This window comes from Humidesulfovibrio mexicanus, from assembly GCF_900188225.1.
GTDB classification, from domain to species: Bacteria; Desulfobacterota; Desulfovibrionia; order Desulfovibrionales; family Desulfovibrionaceae; genus Humidesulfovibrio; species Humidesulfovibrio mexicanus.
In genome coordinates this window covers 346,101-363,062 of the sequence record NZ_FZOC01000004.1, presented here as the reverse complement: position 1 = coordinate 363,062, position 16,962 = coordinate 346,101, and the positions used below count along the sequence as shown (strand labels likewise).

Genomic DNA, 16,962 nt, shown 5'->3' with positions numbered 1-16,962 from the left:
ATGCAGAATCCCCGGAAATCTCCGCGAACGGAAAGGGACGAAGCGGCGCATTCCGCTTCCAGGGCCGAGACCCGCAGCCTCGACGAGGCCCAGGTGGCCCGGCTGGAGCAGTCCTTCCGCTCCTGGATGGAGTCTTCGCGCCGCAGGGCGGACGCGGTGTCGCGCCGTCGGCTGTGGCTGATCTTTCTGCTTCTGCGCTCTACCGGCGCGCGTCTGGGGGAGGTGCTGGGGCTTGATCCGACCCGCGACCTGCAGCTTGACGGTGAACGGCCCGTGGCGCGCTTCGGCCCCAACGGGGAGGGCCGCGAGGTGCCCCTGCCCACGGACGTGGCCAAGGCCCTGCGCGAGGCCCTGGCCGATCCCACCCTTGCGCTGGACGCGGCCAGGCTTTTCGACATGGACCAGGGCCATGTGCGCCGCAAGTTCTACGAGCGCGCCGCGGCGGCCGGGCTCCCGCGCGAGCTGGCCAGCCCCAGCGTGCTCAGGCGTTCGCGGGCGCGGCACCTCATGCGCCAGGACGTGCCCCTGCCCGTGGTGCAGCGCCTGCTCGGCCAGTCCTCGGCGGATTTGACCGCGGCCTTCTCCGACTACACCGACGACGAGGCCGGGCGCATCGTGGAGGACTACCTGAAGCGCGAGGAGCGGCGCAAGTCCAGCGCGCGCAACCGCTTCTTCGGCGCGGTCAGCCGGGTGGTCGAAGGCCCCGTGGTGGCCAGCGTGGAGATCACCAGCCTGGGCGGCTTCACGGTGACGAGCGTCGTCACCCGCGAGAGCGTGGAGCGCCTCGGCATCCGGCCCGGCGTGCTGGCCACGGCGGACATCAAGGCCCCCTGGGTGCAGCTCTGCGCAGGGGAGAACGAGCCCGTGTGCAGCGCGGAGAACAGCTATCCTGCCGTGGTGCGCCGCGTCCTCACGGGGGAAGGCCAGGGCGACCAGGTTTCGGCCGAAGTCACGGCCGAACTGTCCGACGGCACCCGGCTGGCCGCCGTGGTCACCCTTGAGAGCGTGCGGCGGCTGGGTTTGACCGTGGGCTCGCCCGTGTGGGCCAGCTTCGGCGCGTTTTCGGTGATCCTGAACTTCGGCTAGGAAGCCGAAAGGAGGGGGCCATGCCGCGTGTTGCGCATCCCGCCCGACTGTGGAAGCCGCTCAAGGCGGGCGTGGTCCAGTGCCGCCTGTGCAGCCATTTTTGCGCCATCAAGCCCGGCGGCCGCGGCCTGTGCGCCGTACGCGAGAACCGCGATGGCGAGCTGGTGAGCCTGGTCTACGCCCTGCCTGCGGCCATCAGCGCCGATCCCATGGAGAAGAAGCCCCTTTACCATTTCCTGCCCGGCACGCGCACCTTTTCCCTGGGCACCATGGGCTGCAACCTGTCCTGCTCCTTCTGCCAGAACGCCACCCTGTCCCAGTCGCCGCGCCTGGGCATGGCCATCACGGGCCACAGCATGGGACCGGAGGCCCTTGTGGCCGCCGCGCTGGATTCCGGCTGCCGCAGCCTTTCCTACACCTATTCCGAGCCCACGATCTTTTTCGAGCTGGTGGAGGACACGGCCCGGCTTGCGCGCACGCGCGGCCTCAGGAACATCCTCGTGACCAACGGCTTCATGAGCCCGGACTGCCTGGACGCCCTTGGCCCGGCGGACAGCGGACCCGTGCAGGCGGCCAATGTGGACCTCAAGGCCTTCACCGAGGCGTTTTACGCGGACCAGTGCGGCGCGCGTCTGGCTCCGGTGCTGGAGAACCTGAAGCACATGCGGGCCTTGGGCTGGTGGATCGAGGTCACCACCCTGCTCATCCCCGGCCTCAATGACTCCACGGAGGAACTGGCGGAGCTGTCCGGCTTCATCGCCCGCGAATTGGGGACAAACACGCCCTGGCACATTTCCCGCTTCCACCCGGAGTATCGTCTGCTGGACCGAGCGGTGACGCCAACGCAGAGCCTGCTGGCCGCGCGCGAGGCCGGACGCCGGGCCGGGCTGTCCTTTGTCTACGTCGGCAACGCCTCCGGGCCGGGCTACGGCGACACCCTGTGCCCGTCCTGCGGCAAACCCGTGCTCTTCCGCGCGGGCTTCCACGTGTCGTCCCTTTCGGCCGGGCCTGGCGGGGCGGCCGGGCCTGGCGGGGCGCTGCCCGGCGGCCTGTGCCCGGCCTGCGGCGCGGCCATTCCCGGGGTCTGGGACTGATGCCGGACGCCTTGGCGGAGGCCGCCGTTCCGGCGCGCGGTGCGGCGGTGCAGACGCGGGCCTGGACCTGGCGTCAGGCCGCCCTGGTCTTCGCCCTGGCCTTGCCGCCGCGCCTGGCGCACTGGTGGTTCGTGCGCGACACCCCCTTGGCCGACCAGTACGTGCCCGACCTCTCGGCCTACCTGTATGCGGCCTCGCGCCTGCTGGACGGGGCCTATCTGTTCCGCGAACCCATGGTCATGAGCCCCGGCTACGCACTGTTTCTGGCTCCGCTGCACCTTCTCGTCGGGCCGGACATTGGCTTTTTCGTCCTGGTCAACGCCGTGCTCGACGCGGGTTCCGCCGCGCTGTGCGCCGGGCTGGCCGCGCGCTTGGCCGCGCAAGGCCCGGCCGATGGTCTCGATGGTCGCCAGACCGTGCGCCGCGCCGGGCTGGCCGCGGGCATCCTGTACGCCCTGTGCGGGCCGCTGCTCTTTTACGCCCTGCTGCCCCTGGGCGAGGGCCCGGCCGTGTTTTGCCTGCTTTTGGGCGTAACGTTGCTGCTGCGTTCCGGCGCCGTCCCAGCCAATGGCGGCCGGACCCAGACCGACCGGACCGTCGCCAAGCAAGCCCAGGCCGACCGGACCGTCGCCAAGCAAGCCCTGGCCGAGCAAGCCCCGGCCGAGCCGGGCGGAGCGCTTGCGGCCTGGCTTTCCGGCCCGCTGCTGGCCTTGGCTTCGCTCATGCGGCCCAACATGGCCCCGGCGGCGCTTCTGGCCGTGGCGGCCTGGGCCCTGTGCGCCCGCTGGCGCGGCAACGGCCGGGCCATGGGCGCGGTCCTGCGCTGCGTGCTCGGATTCGTCCTGGCCCTGGCTCCGTTCCTGCTGCACAACGCGGCCCTGGCCGGGCGCGCCTCGCCCTTCGGCTTCCAGGGCGGGTTCACCCTGTATTCCGGCAATCACCACGGGGCCAGCGGCGTGGGCGACGCCCTGCCCGGCTTCGACAACACGCCGTACCGGGTGGTGGTGCAGGCCTGGCGGGCAGCCGAGGCCGAGACAGGGCGGGAGCTGACCCTGGCCGAGGCCGATGCCTGGTGGTACGGCAAGACCTGGCGCTTCTTCGCCGGTCACCCGGCCGAGGCCGTGGGCCTCATGGGCCGCAAGGCCCTGCTGCTGGTGAACAATGCGGGCTACGACGCCACGGCCAACATGGCCTTTTGCGCGCGCTTCTCGCCCGTGCCCGGCGCGTTGCCCCTGCCTGTCGGGCTTGTGCTGGCCCTGGGCGCGGCAGGGCTCGCCCTGTGCTGGCGGCGCGGGCCGGAATCCGCCGCCCTGGCTGTCCTGCTGCTGGGGCAGGCCGCGTTGGTGCTGTTGTTTCAGGTGACGCCGCGCTACCGGGCCGTGCTGCTTCCGCTGGCGCTTGTCTTCGCGGGCGTGGCCTGCGCGGAGCTGCCGGGGCTTCTGCGGTCGGCAGCGCGCGGGGGACGGCCGAAACACGCCCTGGCCGCGCTGTTTTTCGGGGCGCTGGTGCTGGGCCTCTCCTTCGTGCCTCTGCGGTGCATCGTGCACAAGGCGGACATGACCGCCCAGGAGCACGCGCGCCTGGCGCGTTTTCATCTGCTGCGCGGGCCGCAGGCCGTGGCCGCGCGGGAGTACCGGGCCGCGCTGGCACTTGGCGGCTTCGACGCCCGGACGCGGCGGGAGCTTGAGGCCGGGCTTGCGGCCAGCCTCCGGCTCTCCGGCCAGGACGCCTTGCCCCGGCCTTAGGGTCGGCGCGGACTCCGGGGCCGCTCACATCGCGGCCCCGGTCCGGGCGCGGCTTCGGCTTGCGGCCAGGGCGCGCCCGGCGTATGAGGGCGGGCATGAGCACCGCCAAGCACATCGAACCCTGTCTGGTCTATGCCGACGAGCGCGGCAACATCTACGATCATCCGGACCTGCTGATGCTTTGCCGCCGCGGGTCGGAGCTGACCCTGCCCCGGCCCGACGAGCTGATTCCCCTGCCCGAGGACAGCGAGTTCTTTCTGCTGCCCGGCCGGGGGGCGCTGGGGCTGGACCCGGCCACCGGACAGGTGGAGGAGCTGGAGGAACTGGCCGTGGCCGTGTTCGCCAGCCCGGCCCACACGCTCTCGGCCTCGGCCGCATACCAGGCCAGGCCCGGCGCGCCGGTGCTGCCGCTCTTTGCCTATGGGGCCGTTGGGTTTTACGAGGGGCGCTTCTACGTCTGCGCGCGGCGCGTGGACCAGGACCGCAGGCAGGAATTCGCCTGCGTGCCCAGGGAACGCATCGAGGCCGGGGCGCGCAAGCTGTTGGCCGAATTCCCCAAGAACCGCCTGGTGCGGCATCTGACCGGCTGCGCCCTGACCTACGGCTGCCCGGCGGCCAAGAATCTGGCCCTGGGCCGCTTCGAGGCCCCGCTGCCCACCTCGCGCACGTGCAACGCCCGCTGCGTGGGCTGCATTTCGCATCAGCCCGAGGACTCCGGCTTTCCCTCCAACCAGAACCGCATCACCTTCAAGCCCACGGAGCGCGAGATCGTGGAGGTGATGCTGCGGCATCAAGGCAAGGAGCGCCGCCCCATTTATTCCTTCGGCCAGGGCTGCGAAGGCGAGCCGCTCACCGAGGCCGCGCTCCTTGGCGCGTCCATTGCGCGCTTCCGCAAGCAGGGCGGCCGGGGCACGGTGAACATCAACACCAACGCCAGCCTGCCCGGTACGCTGCCGGAACTCCGCTCCGCCGGGCTGGACTCCATCCGCGTGAGCCTGAACAGCGTGCGCAAGGGCCCCTACGAGGCCTACTACCGCCCCAACGGCTACCGCTTCGAGGACGTGCTGGAGAGCATCCGCGCGGCCAAGGGCCTGGGCATGTTCGTGTCGCTGAACCTGCTGTATTTTCCCGGCGTCACCGACTGCGAGAACGAGTGGGACGCCCTGGACGCCGTGGTGCGGGAGACACGCCTCGACCTCATCCAGCTGCGCAACCTGAACCTGGACCCGGAGCTGGCCATGAGGCTGCTGGGCGGCTTCGACTCCGGCCCGTGCATGGGCCTGGCCAACTTCATGAAGCGGCTCAGGAAGTCCAATCCGCACCTGCGGTTCGGCTATTTCAATCCCTACCTGGAGCCGGAGGGCGGGCAATAGCCCCGCAGAAACGTCACGGTCGGGCGCGGTCCTTGCCTGCGCGGGCGCAGTCTGGTAAGCGGTGCCGAAACGAATGGGCCGTCCGGGCGCTTGCGTGGCGCAGGGGGACGGGTTTGCACGGCTGGGTGGGTTGATCCGCACGTTCTGAACACTGCAAAAGGGGTTCGCGCATGAAACGTTTCGCATTCGCTCTCGCCATGGTTCTGGGCCTGGCCCTCGTGGGCTGCCAGAAGGCGCCCGAGAAGGCCGCCGACAACGCCACGGAGAACGCCACCGCCGCCGAGGTGAAGACCCTCGTCAACGGCATCGATGGCGGCGGCTTCCCGCCCTACGCCTACGTGGACAAGGAAGGCAAGACCGTGGGCTTCGACGTGGAGGCCATCGAGTGGATCGGCAAGAAGATGGGCTTCAAGGTCGCGCACCAGCCCGTGGAGTGGAGCGCCATCATCCCCGCCCTTGAGGCCAAGAAGATCGACATGATCTGCTCCGGCATGAGCGCCACCGCCGAGCGCGCCCAGCGCGTGAACTTTTCCGATCCCTACTACCAGGTGACCCAGGTGCTGGTGGTGAAGGGCGACAACAAGGCCACCCTGGAGCAGATGCTCACCACCGGCAAGAAGATCGGCGTGCAGCGCGGCACCGTCACCGCCAAGTACCTGGAGGAACTCTCCAAGAAGCCCGGCATGAAGTTCACGCTGGTGCAGTACGACTCCACCGACCTTTCCATGCAGGACCTGCCCGTGGGCCGCATCGACGGCTCCGGCATGGACAACACCATCGCCAAGGACGTGCTCAAGAAGGACCAGAACCTGAAGGTCGTCGGCACCTTCGACGCCGAGCCCGAGAACTACGGCTACGCCGTGCGCAAGGACGACGCCGAGCTGCTGGCCAAGATCAACGAGGGCCTGAAGCTCCTCATGGCCGACCCCTACTGGCAGGAACTCAAGAAGAAGTACGACATCGAGTAGCCGGAAGCCCGGCCGCCTGAAAAGCACCCGAAAGGCTTCGGACCAACGCCGGAGCCTTTCGGCCTTTTCAGGGCCGGATCTGTGCTGACGGTACAACACGCGGGACTCAATGAACTTTTCCATCGCCTTCAACGCCGCCGCCGATGCCCTGCCCTACATGCTGGGCGGAGTGGGCTGGACGGTGGGGCTCATCGTCGGAGCCATGCTGCTGGGCCTGGCCCTGGGCGTGCCGCTCTCGGTGCTTCAGGTCTACGGGCCGAAACCCGTGCGCCGGGCGGTGTCGGTGTATGTCTGGCTGTTTCGCGGCGTGCCCATCCTGGTGCAGCTCTACATCTTTTATTTCGGCCTGCTGGCCTGGCTGTCGCAGCTGCCGGTCCTTGCGGGCCTCGGGCTCGACAGCCCCTTCGTGGCCGCCGTTTTGGTGCTTGGCCTCACCTCCAGCGCCTACCAGTCGCAGATTTTCCGCGGGGCCATCCAATCGCTTCCCGCAGGCCAGCTCAAGGCCGCGCGCGCGCTGGGCATGACCGACGCCCAGGCCATCCGGACCATCATCCTGCCACAGGCGCTCCGGCTTTCCATCCCCGGCTGGAGCAACGAATACTCCATCCTGCTCAAGGATTCCGCGCTGGCCTTCACCATCGGGGTGGTGGAGATCATGGCCCGTATGCGCGCCATCGCCTCCACCACGCGCGAGCCCGTGAGCATGGCCTTTTTGGCCGGCATCATCTTCTTCGTCCTTACCTGGGTGGGGGTGAAGGCCCTGGCAATGCTGGAAAACAAGGTCCGCATCGCGGGCTATACGCGCCAAGGAGCAGCCTGACGCATGTCCACCAAGAACGACGCCGAGCGCCCGATCCTTGAGGCGCAGAACCTGTTCAAGACCCTTGGGGGCAACCGCGTCCTCGACGCCGTGAGCCTGGCCATAGGCCGGGGCAGGGTCAAGGTGCTCATCGGGCCTTCGGGCGCGGGCAAGAGCACCCTGCTGCAATGCCTCAACTTCCTCATGCCGCCAGATTCCGGCCACATCCTGCTTGAGGGCCGCGAGGTGGACAAGAGAAGCAAGCGGGAACTGTGCGCCTTCCGCCAGCAGGTGGGCATGATCTTTCAGGACTTCAACCTTTTCGACCACTTGAGCGCCCTGGAGAACGTGCGCGTGGCCCTGATGAAGGTGAAGGGCATGGGCAAGCTGGAGGCCACGGAGCGCGCCGTGGCCGAGCTTGGGCGCGTGGGCCTGGGGGACAAGGCCCAGTTGTACCCGGCCAACCTTTCCGGCGGGCAGAAGCAGCGCGTGGCCATTGCCCGGGCGCTGGCCATGGACCCCAAGGTCATGCTGCTGGACGAGCCCACCAGCGCGCTTGATCCCGAACTCATCGGCGAGGTGCTTTCCGTCATCCGCGACCTGGCCCAAGGCGGCATGACCATGATCATGGCCACGCACCAGATCAGCTTTTCCGCCAGCCTGGCCGACGAGTTCATGTTCATGGAAAAGGGCCGCGTGGTGGAGCAGGGCTCCCCGGCCGAGCTTCTGGGCAAGGGCTCCGGATCGCGCACCCAGGCCTTCTGCGCCAAGATCAGCGAGCTTACCGGCGAGACCGGGGAAGCCGGAGAGTGCGGCCTGTGAGCACCCCGTATCTGGAGTTCCTGAAGACCGAGCTTGCGCCGGGGTTGATGGAGGGCCTGTGGACCAGCGTGCTGGTCATCGTGCCCTCGGCCCTGCTCGGCGTCGTCATCGGCATCAGCGCCGGCGTGCTGCGCGTGTACGGGCCCAAGCCCGTGCGCCTGCTGGCCAACGGCTACGTGTCGCTGTTCCGGGGCACGCCGCTGGTGGTGCAGGTGTTCTTCTGGTATTTCGCGCTGCCCTACATCAGCTTCAACGGACCGGGCATCGTGCTCGACCCCATCGAGGCGGCGGTGCTCTCCTTCGGCCTGTGCAGCGGCGCCTACCAGAGCGAGTACATCCGGGGCGGCTTGAACTCCATCAAGCGCGGGCAGATACGCGCGGCCCTGGCCCTGGGCATGACCACCCGGCAGGCGGTCATGAGCATCGTGCTGCCCCAGGCCTTCCGCCGGGCGCTTCCCGGCTGCGGCAACGAGATCATCTACCTCATCAAGTACTCGTCGCTCGCCTCCATCATCACGGTCAACGAACTCACCGGCACGGCCACCACCATCGCCAAGAACACCTGGCGCAACATCGAGGTGTTCTGCACCCTTGGCGTGTACTATCTGGTGCTGGTGACCATCGCCTCCTGGCTTCTGCGCCTGGCCGAGGACGCCATGAGCGTGCCCGGCTTCGAGCGGCCCAGAACGTAAGCCCCCCCTCAACCCCTGGAGTCGGCCATGCGGCACCCTGGCGCGCCCAGCCCCGAAACCCTGGAACTGCTCAAGCACGAATTCGGAGCGGATCTGCTTACCGCGCCGAAGGAACTGGACGCCCGCAGCCGCGACGATTCCGGTGTGCGTCTGCCGCCCGCAGCCGTGCTGCTGGCCAGAAGCACGGCCCAGGTGGCCCGCCTGCTTTCGTTGGCCAACGAGCGCCTGTTCGCCGTGGTCCCGCGCGGGGCGGGCACGGGCCTGGCCGGCGGCTGCCTGGCCGAGACCGGCGGCGTGGTGCTGGACCTGAGCGCCATGAACCGCATCCTGTCCATCGACTGCGACTCGGTCACCGCCACGGTGGAGCCGGGCGTGCTGACCGGCGCGCTGCGCAGTGCGGCCAAAGACAAGGGCCTCTTCTACCCGCCGGACCCGGCCAGCCTGGAGACCAGCACCATCGGCGGCAACGCGGCCACCAACGCGGGCGGCCCGGCCTGCGTCAAGTACGGCACCACGCGCGACTACGTGCTGGGCCTTACCGCCGTTCTGCCCACGGGCGAGGTGGTGCGCACGGGCACGGCCACGCGCAAGGGCGTGGTGGGCTACGACCTCACCCGGCTTTTGGTGGGCAGCGAGGGCACGCTGGGGGTCATCACGCAGTTGACGCTGAAGCTTTTGCCGCACCCGCAGACCCAGCGGTGTCTGGCGGCGGTGTTTCCCGGCCTGGACGCGGCCATGGGCGCGGTCATTGCCGTGATGACGCGCGGGCACCTGCCCGCGGCCATGGAGTTCCTGGACGCCCGCTGCCTCAAGCTTGTGGGCGACCTGCTGCCGGAGCACGTGCGCGCGCGGCTTTCCGGCGGCGGCGAGGCCCTGGCGCTCATGGAGTGCGACGGCTCGCCGGACGAGGCTGCGCGCGGCGTGGCCGCCATTGAGGACATTTGCCGGGAACTGGGCGCGCTGGCCATTCTGCCCGCGCCGGACGAGGCCGCGCGCGAGGCCGTGTGGGCCGTGCGCCGCAGCGTCAGCACGCGCATCCACGAGGCCTGCGCCGTGTACGTCCCGGAGGACATCGCCGTGCCCATCGGCCGCATCGCGCACATGGTGGCCGCCCTGCCCGAGGTGGAGCGGCGCTTCGGCGTGGACATCTTCGCCTTCGGCCACGCGGGCGATGGGAACATCCATTTGAACCTGACCTCACCGGACGAGGCGGCCCGGCCGCGCGTGGAAGCCGCGGCCGAGGACTGCGTGCGCCTGGCGCTGGCCCTTGGCGGCACCATGAGCGGCGAACACGGCGTGGGCCTGGCCAAGCGGGCCATGCTGCCCCTGGAGATCGAGCCCGTAAGCCTGCGCGTGCAGCGGGGCATCAAGGGCCTGCTGGACCCGAAGAACATCTTGAATCCGGGCAAGCTGTTCCCGGACGACGCAGAGGAGGTGGGCCATGGAGCTTGAGTCCCGGCTGTCCCGTCGCGTGAAGCGCATCAAGATTTCCGCCACCAAGGAGATGCCCATGATCGCCGCGGCCGTGGGCGGCTGCGTGTCCCTGGGCCAGGGCATTCCCTCCTTTAAGACCCCGGAGCACGTGGTGGACGCGGTGGCGCGCGCCCTGCGCGACGATCCGGGCGCGGGCAAGTATTCGCTGCAACCGGGAATGCCGGAGCTTCGGCGCGCCGTGGCCGAGCTGCTTGCGGCCGAGAAGGGCCTGCGCGCCGACCCGGAGCGCGAGGTGGCCATCACCGTGGGCGGCATGGAGGCGCTTTTGTGCGCCATGCTCACCCTGGTCGGCCCCGGCGACGAGGTCATCGTGCCCGAACCCTTCTATCCCTCCCACGTGGAGCAGATCCTCATGGCCGAGGGCACGCCGGTGTTCGCCCCCCTGCGCCGGGCGGACTGGAGCCTGGACCCGGACGCCGTGGAGGCGGCCGTGACCCCGCGCACCAAGGCCATCGTCATTTCCCACCCGCACAACCCCACGGGCGCGGTGTGGGCGGAGAGGGACCTGCGCAGGGTGGCCGAGCTGGCCATCCGCAACAAGGTCTTCGTCATCTGCGACGACACCTACGACGCCCTGGCCTATGACGGCGCATCCGCCTTCAGCCTGGCCAGCTTGCCGGAACTGCGCCATCTGCTGGTGGGCGTGTTCAGCTTCTCCAAGCGTTTTGCCCTCACCGGCTGGCGCGTGGGGTTCGCCTGGGCGCGCGAGCCGCTGCTGAACCAGATGCTCAAGATCCACGACGCCGCGGCCATCTGCGCGCCCACCCCGGCGCAGATCGCGGCCCTGGCCTCGCTCACTGGGCCGCAGGACACGTATGCCGCCATGCGCGCGCAGCTTGAGCAGCGCCGCGACCTCATCTGCTCCAGGCTTTCGGCCATGCCGGGCATGGCCCATGTGCGGCCCGGCGGGGCGTTCTACGTCATGGCCCGGCCAGGTCTGCCCCAAGGGGCCGTGGCCGATTCCCGCGAACTGGCCATCCGCCTCATCCGCGAGGCGCGCGTCATCACCATCCCCGGCGGGGCCTTCGGTCCCGGCGGCGAGGGCCACGTGCGCCTGTCCTTCGGCGGCGACGAGGCCGAAATCAACGAGGCCTGCGACCGGCTTTCCGCCTGGTCCGCCGGACTGTAACCCACCAAGGAGCTTCCATGCGTCGCATTTCGTTCCGTCTTGCGTCCGTATCCCTGGCCCTGGGCCTGCTGCTGTCGGGCCTGTGCGCGGAGGCCATGGCGGCCGCCCACGCCCGTAAGAACCAAGCTGCCGCCAAGCCCACGCCAGCTGCGGAGGAGAAGGCCCAGCCCGCCGCCCAGGGCCTGGATGTGGAGGCCTTCCGCAGGAATTTCGTCGCCGGGTTGGCCGGGCGGCGCAATGCCCCGGCCCTCTCGCCGGACAACGTGCGCATCCTGTCCACGGAGAAAGCCGTGCCCTTCGCCGGAACGGACATCTACGCCGTGCGCGGCGAGTTGATTCCGGCCGATGGGCAGGCCCAGCCTTTCACCCTGTTTGTCAGCGCGGACGGCCGCTTCTACGTGTCCGACATCATCGACCTGGGTGCCGGGAAAAGCATCCTCAAGCCCGCGCGCGACAAAATGCTGGCCGAGGACCTCGCGCAGCTCGGCCATGTCATCGCCAAGGGCACGGGCCAGCGCACGGTGGTCTACGTGTCCGACCCGTTCTGCCCGTATTGCCGCATGGCCTTCGCCTTTCTCATGGAAAAGCCGCAGGCCTTCGCCGAGCTTCGTCTCGCCCATTTCCCCCTGTCCTCGCACTCCGGGGCGGACATCGCCTGCGCGCTCATGGCCTGGGCCGTGGACAAGGCCCCGGACAAGGCCGCGGATTTCGCCAAGTTCGCCTATTCCGACCTTGCCGCCCCGCGCCCGGCCGACAAGAGCGAGGCGAGCCGGAAGAAGGCCTGGGTCGAAGTTGCGAACGCCTTTCTCAAGCGTTTTCCGGAGCTGAAGGCCCTGGGAGAGAACGGCGAGGCCATTGTGAACGCCCTTTCCGGTTCGTCTTGGGGCGCGGCGGTGCAGGCGGACATGGCCCGCGCCGCGGCCCTGGACGTGACCGGCACCCCGGTGGTCTTTGTGGACGGCGCGCGCGTGGAAGGCTTTGATCAGAAGCGCCTTGGAGCGCTCTTGCAGTAGCCGCCGGAGCCGGGCTTCGGCCCGCTGGACGCCCCGGCGCGTCATCATGTACGGTGGGACAATCGGACGGGCGCACTCCCCCCGTCCCTTCCCCCCTGCGTCAAGGAGGCAGACATGCGAAAAATGTTGAGCGGGCTTCTGGCGGCCGTCCTGGCCCTGGGACTCGCCCTGGCCCAGCCCGTGGAGGCCAAGGTCTACAAAATGACCCCGGCGGAGCGCGCCGCCGCCCTCAAGGAAAAGAAGCAGAAACGCAAGAAGGCCAAGAAGTCCGGCAAGGCGGCCCCCGGCGACGACCAGGGCGGCTGGGTGGAGGTGAAGCCCTCCCAGCGTATCGTCAAGAAGAATCGCCGTTCCAAGGTGGAGGAATTCGCCAAGAAGGCGGAGGCCAAGGCCCGCAAAAGCAAGAAGGCCAAGAGCTCCGTTTCCGACGCCAAGCCCGCCGTCCAGAAGGACGCGAAGAAGGCGGAGAAGTCCGCTGCCAAAAAGGCGGCCAAATCCGCCGCCAGGAAGACCGCCAAATCCGACGCCAGGAAGGCCGAGCCGGTGAAGCAGAACGGCAAGACGGAGAAAAAGACCCGTGCAGACGTTGCGGCCAAGGCCGGGTCTGCTCCCGTCGAGGCGCGGAAAACGGTGGACAAGGCCGCGACCTCCGGCAAGCCCGCACGCGGATCGGCCAGCAGGGGCGATCGTGTGGTGGGGCGTGACTACACCGGCGAACACAAGGTCTCCGCCTCAAGCACCGAGGTGCGCCGCGCCGTTCCGGCTGTGCCTGCCCCGGCTGTGCCGCGTCCGACCGCGCCCGCCCCGGCTGCGTCGGTTCCGGCTGCGCCGCGTCCGGCCGCGCCCGCCCCGGCTGCGTCGGTTCCGGCTGCCGCGGTCCCGGCGCGACCCGCCCCGGCTGCGTCGGTTCCGGCTGCCGCGGTCCCGGCGCGACCCGCCCCGGCTGCGCCCCAGGCCCCGCAGGTGCGCCAGGAGGTGCAACCGGGTCCGCTGGACGCCTCCAAGCCCATCGGCACCGACCACAACGCCGGGGAAGGGCGTTTCTAGCCCCACACTTGAGACGCACGCAAAAGGCCGGGATTCGTCCCGGCCTTTTCTTTTGCCTGGCGCGCCCGATCAGAAACCGTTCCGGGCCCGGCAGCATCTCCCACGGCGAAAGCCTGGACCCGCCCTTGCGCGGGGGCTGCCAGCAGCAGGGCGCCGACGCACAAAAAAGGCCCGGAGCGTTTCCGCTCCGGGCCTGTGTCGCCGCTGGTCGGGCCGGGGCTACTGCACCAGCACCCACTGGCCGTCTTCGCCGCGGTAGGCCTTGGCCTTCACGTCCTTTTCCTGGCCGTCCACGTTGGCCTTGATGTAGATGTCGCGGTAGATCTTGTCGTTCTGCACGTAGGCCGGGCTGGGAGTGGCCTCGTAGTGCGCGCCGGAGTCGGGGTTCTTCCAGGCCATGGGCTTGCCCGAGGGCTGGGTTTCCAGGGCGTGGTTGATCTGCTCCTTGTCGTACTTGTCCATCTCGTTGCCGACCATGTAGCCGAGCAAGAGGCCGATGCCCGCGCCGATGGCCGCGCCGGAGACCTTGTTCTTGGAGGTGAGCGCGCCCACTGTGGCGCCAGTGAGGGCGCCCAGGCCAGCTCCTGTCTGGGCCTTGTTGGCGCAGCCGGCCAGCGAGGCCACGAGCAGACTTAAAACCATGGCCGAGGCGATGAAGCGTTTCATTGTATCCTCCTTGGCGCGGGGGAAACCCGCATGATTCCGGGGTAGTATTCCTCTGGCTCAAGAATGCGAGCTCTTGCCTGAACATACGCGTTCTGGCGCATTCGTCAAGACGTGGGCACTTCCGGTTGGTTTCAGCAAACACTGGGCCAATTTTTTTTAACCATGAAAACGGAGTGTTGCGGTTGCATCGTGTTCGCCGTGCCAGGGCGGGTGCGCAAGAATCGCCCACACCGGGACGTTTGCGTGCACACCGCTTGCGCCCCTAGGAAGCGGCCTTGCCGGGTTTTTCCAGAAACACCAGGGTGAGCCCAGGCTTGGCCTCCCGCCGGTCGGTCTCGACAAAGCCCGCGCGGGCGTAAAGCCGCAGGTTGCCGACGCTGTGCGAGCCCGTGAACAGGGCGAAGCGTGCGGCCTGCGGGTGCGCGGCCTCGATGGCCGCCAGCAGCGCCGCGCCAAGCCCCTGGCGCTGCCTGTCCGGCCGGACCACCAGCCTGCCGATGCGGCATACGCCGCCGTCCATTTCCCCGCGCACGGAGCCGACGATGCCCCCGTGTTCGTCCAGGGCCTTGAGGATGGTCATGCGGGAGAAGTCCGCGCGAAGCTCCTCCAGGGTCTGGGTCAGGGGGGGTATGCTCCAGTCGTTGTAGAGGCGCGCCTCGGACTGGTAGGCCAGGCGCTGCAGGGCCAAAATCTCGGCGGCGTCTTCCGGGGCGGCGGGGGTGATCGTGCGCGTCATGGCTGCGGTATGCCACAAAAAAGGCCCGGAGTCTCCTCCGGGCCTTGGGGGGGGCGTGCGTGGCCCGAATCTAGAGGTCGTAGCCGAAGCTGTCGACCACAAGCGCGGTGCGGCGCTTGGACTCGGTCATGCGGGCGGCCAAATCCTTCTTGTACTGGGCCAGGTCCAGGCTGTTCTGGGCCACGCCGGAGCGCATGGCGGCCTCGGCCACGGCCGGGGAGACCGACTCCAGCACGCGCGGGTCCAGGGCCTTGGGGATGACGTAGTCGAGCCCGTAGGTGAGCTCCTTGACGCCGAAGGCGGCGCAGACCTCGGCGGGCACCGGCTCCTTGGCGAGCTTGGCCAGGGCGTTGGCGGCGGCGATCTTCATCTGCTCGTTGATGACCTTGGAGCGCACGTCGAGCGCGCCGCGGAAGATGTACGGGAAGCCCAGCACGTTGTTGATCTGGTTGGGATAGTCCGAGCGGCCCGTGGCCATGATGCAGTCGGGCCGGGCCTCCTTGGCCACGGCGTAGTCGATCTCCGGGTCCGGGTTGGCGCAGGCGAAGATCACCGGGTGCTTGCCCATGCTCTTGACCATTTCCGGGGACAGGATGTCCTTGGCGGAGAGGCCCAGGAACACGTCGGCCCCGCTCATGGCCTCGGCGAGCGTGCAGGGCTTGTCCTGGGCGTAGTAGGTCTTTTCGGGATTCAGGTCCGTGCGGCCCTTGTGGATGAGCCCGCGCGAGTCGAACATCCAGATCTGGCTCTTGTCCAGGCCCATGGATTCGTAGAAGCGGCTGGTGGCGATGGCCGCCGCGCCCGCGCCGGAAACCACCAGGCGGATGTTCTTGATGCTCTTGCCGCTGATGTCCAGGGCGTTCAGCAGGCCCGCGCCGGAGATGATGGCCGTGCCGTGCTGGTCGTCGTGGAACACGGGAATGTTCATTTCGCCGATGAGCGTCTGCTCGATCTTGAAGCACTCCGGGGCCTTGATGTCCTCAAGGTTGATGCCGCCGAAGGTGGGTTCCAGCATCTTGCAGAAGTCGATGACCTTTTCCGGCTCAAGGGCGCGGATGTTCAGGTCGTAAACGTCGATGTCGGCGAAGATCTTGAAGAGGACGCCCTTGCCCTCCATGACGGGCTTGCCGGCCTCGGGGCCGATGTTGCCCAGGCCGAGCACGGCCGTGCCGTTGGAGACCACGGCCACCAGGTTGCCCTTGTTGGTGTATTCGTATACCTGCTCCACGTCCGCGTGGATGGCGCGGCAGGCCTCGGCGACGCCGGGGCTGTAGGCCATGGTCAGGTGCTTCTGCGTTTTGCAGGGCTTCATGGAGATCACCTCAAGCTTGCCCTTCCGTTTCATGGAATGGTACTTGAGGGCCTCTTCTTTGGTATACAGCGCCATGGAATGCTCCGTCTGGGTTGAAGGGTTCATCCGGGGTTCGCGCCGCTTGCACGGCACGGCCCGGAACACTAGATTGCCGCATGGGCCGCGTCAAGGGTCGTCCGCCCCGCGCACCATGCCCCGCCGGGAGGCGACATGACGCTTGATGCGCTTGCAGTGGTGCTTTTCCGCCCCAAGTACGCCGAGAACGTGGGCAGCGTGGCCCGCGCCATGCTGAACCTGGGGGCCAGCCGACTGATCCTTGTGGACCCGCAGGGCTACGAGATCGACCGCGCGGCCCCCCTGGCCACGGTGCACGCCAGGCACATCCTGGAGCGCGCCAGCATCGTGCCCACCCTGGCCGAGGCGCTGGCCGGAACGAACCTCGTCATCGGCACCACGGCGCGCACCGGCGGCTGGCGCAAGGGGCTGCTCACCCCGGCCAAGGCCGCGCCGGAAATCCTTGCCCGCCTGGAGGACGGCGGATCCGCCGCCATCGTCTTCGGCCCGGAGGACCGCGGCCTGACCAACGAGGAGACCCGCCTGTGCGACCAGCTGGCCATGATTCCGGCCAGCCCGGAGTGCACCTCCTTCAACCTGTCCCAGGCGGTGCTCGTTTTCCTCTACGAATGCCACACGCAGGCCCTGGACCGGCCCTTTGCGCCCAAGGGGCCGCCCATCGAGCGCGACGCCAGTTTCGAGGAGCGGCAGGCGCTGTTTGACAACATGCGCGAGGCCCTCGTTTCCATAGATTTTCTGAAGGACCAGAACCCGGAGTACTGGATGCTGCCGGTGCGGCGCTTTTTCTCCCGCTTTCGGTTGCGCAGGAACGAGTTCAACCTGCTCATGGGCATTTGCCGCCAGGTGCGCGGGGTGGCGGCGCGGGCCGCCAATGGGGAAAAATTGTGATGAAGCATTGATTTTTGTCGAAA

General features: G+C 68.6%; 16 protein-coding genes. 13 read left to right on the top strand and 3 right to left on the bottom strand.

Annotated features, from left to right (window positions below):
• From CHB73_RS10810 to CHB73_RS16845, 12 genes are all read left to right on the top strand, one after another.
• Nucleotides 1-1,086: a TOBE domain-containing protein gene (locus CHB73_RS10810; RefSeq protein WP_179217002.1), complete on the top strand. Its 1,086-nt coding sequence runs from the start codon at nucleotides 1-3 to the stop codon at nucleotides 1,084-1,086.
• A 20-nt stretch (nucleotides 1,087-1,106) separates the two neighbouring features.
• Nucleotides 1,107-2,180, top strand: a complete 1,074-nt coding sequence (gene amrS / locus CHB73_RS10805) for an AmmeMemoRadiSam system radical SAM enzyme (RefSeq protein ID WP_089274579.1) — start codon at nucleotides 1,107-1,109, stop codon at nucleotides 2,178-2,180.
• Nucleotides 2,180-3,925 (top strand): hypothetical protein, encoded by a 1,746-nt coding sequence (locus CHB73_RS10800; RefSeq protein WP_143337370.1) that lies wholly within the window; start codon nucleotides 2,180-2,182, stop codon nucleotides 3,923-3,925. The genes amrS and CHB73_RS10800 overlap by 1 nt, the downstream gene beginning before the upstream one ends.
• A gap of 95 nt (nucleotides 3,926-4,020) precedes the next feature.
• Nucleotides 4,021-5,298: a radical SAM protein gene (locus tag CHB73_RS10795; RefSeq protein WP_089274577.1), complete on the top strand. Its 1,278-nt coding sequence runs from the start codon at nucleotides 4,021-4,023 to the stop codon at nucleotides 5,296-5,298.
• Between the two features lie 170 nt (nucleotides 5,299-5,468).
• Entirely contained in the window at nucleotides 5,469-6,266 is a 798-nt protein-coding gene (locus tag CHB73_RS10790; RefSeq protein ID WP_089274576.1) for an ABC transporter substrate-binding protein, read from the top strand.
• 109 nt (nucleotides 6,267-6,375) lie between these two features.
• Nucleotides 6,376-7,086, top strand: coding sequence for an amino acid ABC transporter permease (locus CHB73_RS10785; RefSeq protein ID WP_089274575.1), 711 nt, complete (start codon nucleotides 6,376-6,378; stop codon nucleotides 7,084-7,086).
• A gap of 3 nt (nucleotides 7,087-7,089) precedes the next feature.
• Entirely contained in the window at nucleotides 7,090-7,887 is a 798-nt protein-coding gene (locus CHB73_RS10780) for an amino acid ABC transporter ATP-binding protein (protein WP_089274574.1), read from the top strand.
• 47 nt (nucleotides 7,888-7,934) lie between these two features.
• Nucleotides 7,935-8,579, top strand: a complete 645-nt coding sequence (locus CHB73_RS10775) for an amino acid ABC transporter permease (protein WP_089274678.1) — start codon at nucleotides 7,935-7,937, stop codon at nucleotides 8,577-8,579.
• Between the two features lie 27 nt (nucleotides 8,580-8,606).
• Complete coding sequence (locus tag CHB73_RS10770; protein ID WP_089274573.1) at nucleotides 8,607-10,031, top strand: FAD-binding oxidoreductase; 1,425 nt, start codon at nucleotides 8,607-8,609, stop codon at nucleotides 10,029-10,031.
• Complete coding sequence (locus tag CHB73_RS10765) at nucleotides 10,021-11,202, top strand: pyridoxal phosphate-dependent aminotransferase (RefSeq protein WP_089274572.1); 1,182 nt, start codon at nucleotides 10,021-10,023, stop codon at nucleotides 11,200-11,202. Before CHB73_RS10770 ends, CHB73_RS10765 begins: the two co-directional genes overlap by 11 nt.
• A 17-nt stretch (nucleotides 11,203-11,219) precedes the next feature.
• The gene (locus CHB73_RS10760; RefSeq protein ID WP_089274571.1) at nucleotides 11,220-12,215 is read left to right on the top strand and encodes a DsbA family protein; all 996 of its coding nucleotides are present in this window, start codon (nucleotides 11,220-11,222) and stop codon (nucleotides 12,213-12,215) included.
• Nucleotides 12,216-12,329: 114 nt separating this feature from the next.
• A complete protein-coding gene (locus tag CHB73_RS16845) occupies nucleotides 12,330-13,262 on the top strand; it encodes a hypothetical protein (protein ID WP_179217001.1) in 933 nt (310 codons plus the stop codon).
• Nucleotides 13,263-13,481: 219 nt separating this feature from the next.
• On the opposite strand, the gene CHB73_RS10745 is transcribed toward CHB73_RS16845, so the two are convergent.
• The 3 genes from CHB73_RS10745 to CHB73_RS10735 form a co-directional block, all read right to left on the bottom strand.
• Entirely contained in the window at nucleotides 13,482-13,928 is a 447-nt protein-coding gene (locus CHB73_RS10745) for a glycine zipper domain-containing protein (RefSeq protein WP_089274568.1), read from the bottom strand.
• A gap of 262 nt (nucleotides 13,929-14,190) precedes the next feature.
• Complete coding sequence (locus CHB73_RS10740) at nucleotides 14,191-14,664, bottom strand: GNAT family N-acetyltransferase (RefSeq protein WP_089274567.1); 474 nt, start codon at nucleotides 14,662-14,664, stop codon at nucleotides 14,191-14,193.
• A 70-nt stretch (nucleotides 14,665-14,734) separates the two neighbouring features.
• Nucleotides 14,735-16,051: a malic enzyme-like NAD(P)-binding protein gene (locus tag CHB73_RS10735; protein WP_089274566.1), complete on the bottom strand. Its 1,317-nt coding sequence runs from the start codon at nucleotides 16,049-16,051 to the stop codon at nucleotides 14,735-14,737.
• 135 nt (nucleotides 16,052-16,186) lie between these two features.
• On the opposite strand from CHB73_RS10735, the gene CHB73_RS10730 reads away from it, so the two are divergent.
• A complete protein-coding gene (locus CHB73_RS10730) occupies nucleotides 16,187-16,939 on the top strand; it encodes an RNA methyltransferase (RefSeq protein WP_089274565.1) in 753 nt (250 codons plus the stop codon).
• Nucleotides 16,940-16,962 lie beyond the last annotated feature (23 nt).

What these genes read in the sequence shown, in the direction of transcription:
- CHB73_RS10810 (WP_179217002.1), top strand. Translation starts at nt 1, where the DNA reads ATGCAGAATCCCCGGAAATCTCCGCGAACGGAAAGGGACGAAGCGGCG.
- amrS (WP_089274579.1), top strand. Translation starts at nt 1,107, where the DNA reads ATGCCGCGTGTTGCGCATCCCGCCCGACTGTGGAAGCCGCTCAAGGCG.
- CHB73_RS10800 (WP_143337370.1), top strand. Translation starts at nt 2,180, where the DNA reads ATGCCGGACGCCTTGGCGGAGGCCGCCGTTCCGGCGCGCGGTGCGGCG.
- CHB73_RS10795 (WP_089274577.1), top strand. Translation starts at nt 4,021, where the DNA reads ATGAGCACCGCCAAGCACATCGAACCCTGTCTGGTCTATGCCGACGAG.
- CHB73_RS10790 (WP_089274576.1), top strand. Translation starts at nt 5,469, where the DNA reads ATGAAACGTTTCGCATTCGCTCTCGCCATGGTTCTGGGCCTGGCCCTC.
- CHB73_RS10785 (WP_089274575.1), top strand. Translation starts at nt 6,376, where the DNA reads ATGAACTTTTCCATCGCCTTCAACGCCGCCGCCGATGCCCTGCCCTAC.
- CHB73_RS10780 (WP_089274574.1), top strand. Translation starts at nt 7,090, where the DNA reads ATGTCCACCAAGAACGACGCCGAGCGCCCGATCCTTGAGGCGCAGAAC.
- CHB73_RS10775 (WP_089274678.1), top strand. Translation starts at nt 7,935, where the DNA reads ATGGAGGGCCTGTGGACCAGCGTGCTGGTCATCGTGCCCTCGGCCCTG.
- CHB73_RS10770 (WP_089274573.1), top strand. Translation starts at nt 8,607, where the DNA reads ATGCGGCACCCTGGCGCGCCCAGCCCCGAAACCCTGGAACTGCTCAAG.
- CHB73_RS10765 (WP_089274572.1), top strand. Translation starts at nt 10,021, where the DNA reads ATGGAGCTTGAGTCCCGGCTGTCCCGTCGCGTGAAGCGCATCAAGATT.
- CHB73_RS10760 (WP_089274571.1), top strand. Translation starts at nt 11,220, where the DNA reads ATGCGTCGCATTTCGTTCCGTCTTGCGTCCGTATCCCTGGCCCTGGGC.
- CHB73_RS16845 (WP_179217001.1), top strand. Translation starts at nt 12,330, where the DNA reads ATGCGAAAAATGTTGAGCGGGCTTCTGGCGGCCGTCCTGGCCCTGGGA.
- CHB73_RS10745 (WP_089274568.1), bottom strand. Translation starts at nt 13,928, where the DNA reads ATGAAACGCTTCATCGCCTCGGCCATGGTTTTAAGTCTGCTCGTGGCC.
- CHB73_RS10740 (WP_089274567.1), bottom strand. Translation starts at nt 14,664, where the DNA reads ATGACGCGCACGATCACCCCCGCCGCCCCGGAAGACGCCGCCGAGATT.
- CHB73_RS10735 (WP_089274566.1), bottom strand. Translation starts at nt 16,051, where the DNA reads ATGGCGCTGTATACCAAAGAAGAGGCCCTCAAGTACCATTCCATGAAA.
- CHB73_RS10730 (WP_089274565.1), top strand. Translation starts at nt 16,187, where the DNA reads ATGACGCTTGATGCGCTTGCAGTGGTGCTTTTCCGCCCCAAGTACGCC.